The following is a 3,347-nucleotide window of genomic DNA, read 5'->3' on the forward strand; positions in this document are numbered from 1 at the left end:
TAGTTCTACAATTCTAAGCCTAATAGCGGTTAAATATTTGTTGATTGTTTGTCTGCTCAATCCTGTTAATTCCTTGATTTGAACTGCGTTCAAATCAAGAGAGAAATACTTAATTATTTCTCTAAATCTCTTCTCTGAAATACGGGAACGATTTACATACTTGTTTTTTTACTTTCATAACGGTACTTTAACATGGTTTTAAATATGCTTGGGTTGTCATGACCCTAAAATATTAAAATAAGTCCTAAAACTAGACTATATCCAAGCATATCGCTTGCACCCTCTTGCGGGGTATGACTGCTATTTCAGATTAAACTAACCGACTTGGGTTAGTTTTTTTAGTTTTGGGCCAGCTTTAAAGCTAACTACTTTTCTAGCGGAGACAACCACCTCTTCACCGGTTTTTGGATTTCTACCTGGTCGGGCTGATTTTTCTCTAATACTAAAGTTACCAAAACTTGATAACTTTACTTCTTCACCTTGGGCAAGTGCCGTTTGAATTTGATTAAAAAAATCATTGGTTAGTTGCAATGCTTGAGCGTGAGTAATTTCCATCTCACGCACCAAGCCATCGGCAATATCTTTTTTACTGAGTGACACTATCTTAGCGTTGCGCCAAACTTATTTTTCATTAAAGCTAACACTTCATCAACTTTAGCATTAACCTCATCATCAGCTAAGGTTGCCTCTAATGATTGATAAGCCAAATTCAAAGCAACACTTTTCTTGCCAGTTTCAATGTGCTCACCTTGATAAACATCAAACAAACTAACACCAACAAAATGCACCTGATTTAATTCATTAATGGCATCAGTCAGCTGTGCAACCGGTGTTGACTGATCAACCACTAAAGCAATATCACGCTGTGCTTGCTGATACGAAGAGAAAGGCTGGTATTTTGAGATATTTCCAGATAAAACAACTTCTAGATCGATTTCATATAAATAACACTTAGGCAATGATAATTCTTTTTGAACAACTGGAGACAATGCACCAATCCAACCAACTGGCTTACCATTGAGTGTAATTTTAGCACTTTGGCCTTTTTGTAACGCAGGGCGCTCAGCTGCTTCAAAAGCAAAACTTGCTGATGTCAGACTTAATAATGATTCGAGATCAGCCTTAGCATCAAAGAAATCTAGCGCTTGTAATTCTTCTGACCATTGCGCCTCAAAGCGATTACCAGTAATAATTCCGGCTAATTTGTTAGATTGCTCATCAGCTTTAACACCATCAAAACATAGGCCAATTTCGAAGAAACGAGCATCTGTATGTCCACGTCTTTGATTGGATTCAACCGTTTGCAACAAACCTGCCCAAAGCGAAGAACGCATGGTGGACATATCTGCAGAAATTGGATTGGTTAGAGCAATCTTTTTAGCCGATGGATCAATCAGATCTTGGTATTTTTCAGAAATAAAACTGTAAGTAATCACTTCTTGATAGCCGCGACTAACAAGCGCTTGCATTACGTCATATTTATCAATTTGATCTTCTTTGATGGCATTAATATTGGCATCTAACGATAGCTTTTGCACTGGCAATTTATCATAACCATACAGCCTTGCTAGCTCTTCAATTAAATCAGCCGGAATACGAATATCGAACCTAAAACTTGGCGGTATGATTGTCCAAGAATCAGGGGTTTTGTTGCTAATTTCAAAATCAAGATTAATGAATTTTTCTTCAATCCAGTTGCTATCTAGCTCAAATCCTAAGATCTTTTGAATCTTGGCTTTAGTGATGGTAATGGGTGCCAACTCAGGCAATGCTGATTTGTCAATATTAGATGTAATTTCACTAGCTGCACCACCGCAGACTTCAACAACCAGTTGCGTAGCACGATCAAGTGCTAATTCAGTAATATTAAAATCAACACCACGCTCAAAGCGCAGTGATGATTCAGTATGTAAGCCATAATCTCTTGCTTTGCCTGCAAGTGATACTGGCTCAAAAAATGCACTTTCTAATAAAATATCAGTTGTTGTTACTTGTGTAGAGCTTGATTCACCGCCCATAACACCAGCAATTGCCAGCACTGATTTTTCATCAGCAATAACTAATGTATTTTCTTTTAAGGTTGCAGTTGAATCATTTAACAAATCAATAGTTTCGCCTGATTTGGCATTTCTAACTTCGATACTACCATTAATTTTAGCCAAATCAAATGCATGCAGCGGCTGACCTAATTCCATTAATACATAATTGGTAATATCAACCACTGGCGAATGAGTTGCCTGACCTGAGCGCGATAACTTATCAGACATCCATTTTGGCGTTTGTACGCTGTTATCAATACCTTTGATTGTTCTGGTTAAATATTTAGGACAAGCAGCTGTATTGCTAACACTAGTATCTACACTTGATTCACCTTGTGCAGTAACATTAATCTCAGGCATAACAAATGCCATACCATAATTAGCACTAACTTCACGAGCCACACCTAGCACTGAAAAACAATCACCTCGGTTTGGAGTGATATCCAGTTCAATAATATTATCATCAAGATCTAGATATTCTCTAATATCTTGGCCAATTGGCGCCTCAGAATTTAGCTCAGCAATGCCATCAGAAGAGCCACTCATACCTAGTTCAGATTCAGAGCAAATCATGCCAAAAGATTCAACACCGCGAAGTTTGGCTTTTTTAATTTTGAAATCACCTGGTAAATTTGCACCAACCAAGGCAGTAATAACCTTGAGTCCAGTTCTAACATTTTTAGCACCACAAATAATTTGCACTAGGTCAGCTTCACCAATATCAACTTGGCATAAATTAAGCTTGTCTGCATCCGGGTGTTTTTCACAAGTAACCACATGACCTGCTACAACCTTATTAAAAGCTGGTGCAACGGTTTGAATGCTGTCCACTTCTAAGCCGGCCATTGTTAATTGCTCTGCAAGCACCTCGTCAGTAACAACGGGTGAGATCCATTCACGTAACCATGATGTTGAAATATTCATAAGTTTAATTAAATTGTTTTAGAAAACGAATGTCGTTTTCAAAGAATAATCTTAGGTCGTTAACGCCATAGCGCAACATTGCTAAACGCTCCACACCCATACCAAATGCAAGGCCTGTAAATTCTTCAGCATCTACATTTACCGAATCAAGAACGTTAGGATGGACGACGCCACAACCTAACACCTCTAGCCAGCCAGTTTGCTTACAAACACGACACCCTTCACCACCATTCTTTTTAATACCCCCTTGAGGGGTGCAGATTACACACTCGATATCTGCCTCAGCAGAAGGCTCGGTAAATGGAAAATAAGAAGGGCGAAAACGCACTTGCAAATCTTCCTTTTCAAAGTATGCACGTAAGAAGTCAATCAAAAGACCTTTTA

At 38.4% G+C, this 3,347-nt stretch carries 3 protein-coding genes and 1 pseudogene; all 4 read right to left on the reverse strand.

All coding sequences use genetic code 11. The features are described from left to right. Positions 1-141: pseudogene (locus BTHERMOSOX_RS09880) on the reverse strand (IS1595-like element ISBaz1 family transposase); the annotation flags it as partial. A 174-nt stretch (positions 142-315) separates the two neighbouring features. Then, a complete protein-coding gene (locus tag BTHERMOSOX_RS09885) occupies positions 316-600 on the reverse strand; it encodes an integration host factor subunit alpha (RefSeq protein WP_138120998.1) in 285 nt (94 codons plus the stop codon). After that, positions 600-2,963: a phenylalanine--tRNA ligase subunit beta gene (pheT, locus tag BTHERMOSOX_RS09890; protein ID WP_138121000.1), complete on the reverse strand. Its 2,364-nt coding sequence runs from the start codon at positions 2,961-2,963 to the stop codon at positions 600-602. Before pheT ends, BTHERMOSOX_RS09885 begins: the two co-directional genes overlap by 1 nt. Positions 2,964-2,967: 4 nt before the next feature. Further along, positions 2,968-3,347: tRNA ligase subunit PheS family protein (locus BTHERMOSOX_RS09895; RefSeq protein ID WP_488153935.1), on the reverse strand; the 380-nt coding region annotated here is incomplete at its 5' end.

Origin of the sequence: Bathymodiolus heckerae thiotrophic gill symbiont, from assembly GCF_900128515.1 — a bacterium.
Taxonomy (GTDB): domain Bacteria; phylum Pseudomonadota; class Gammaproteobacteria; order PS1; family Pseudothioglobaceae; genus Thioglobus_A.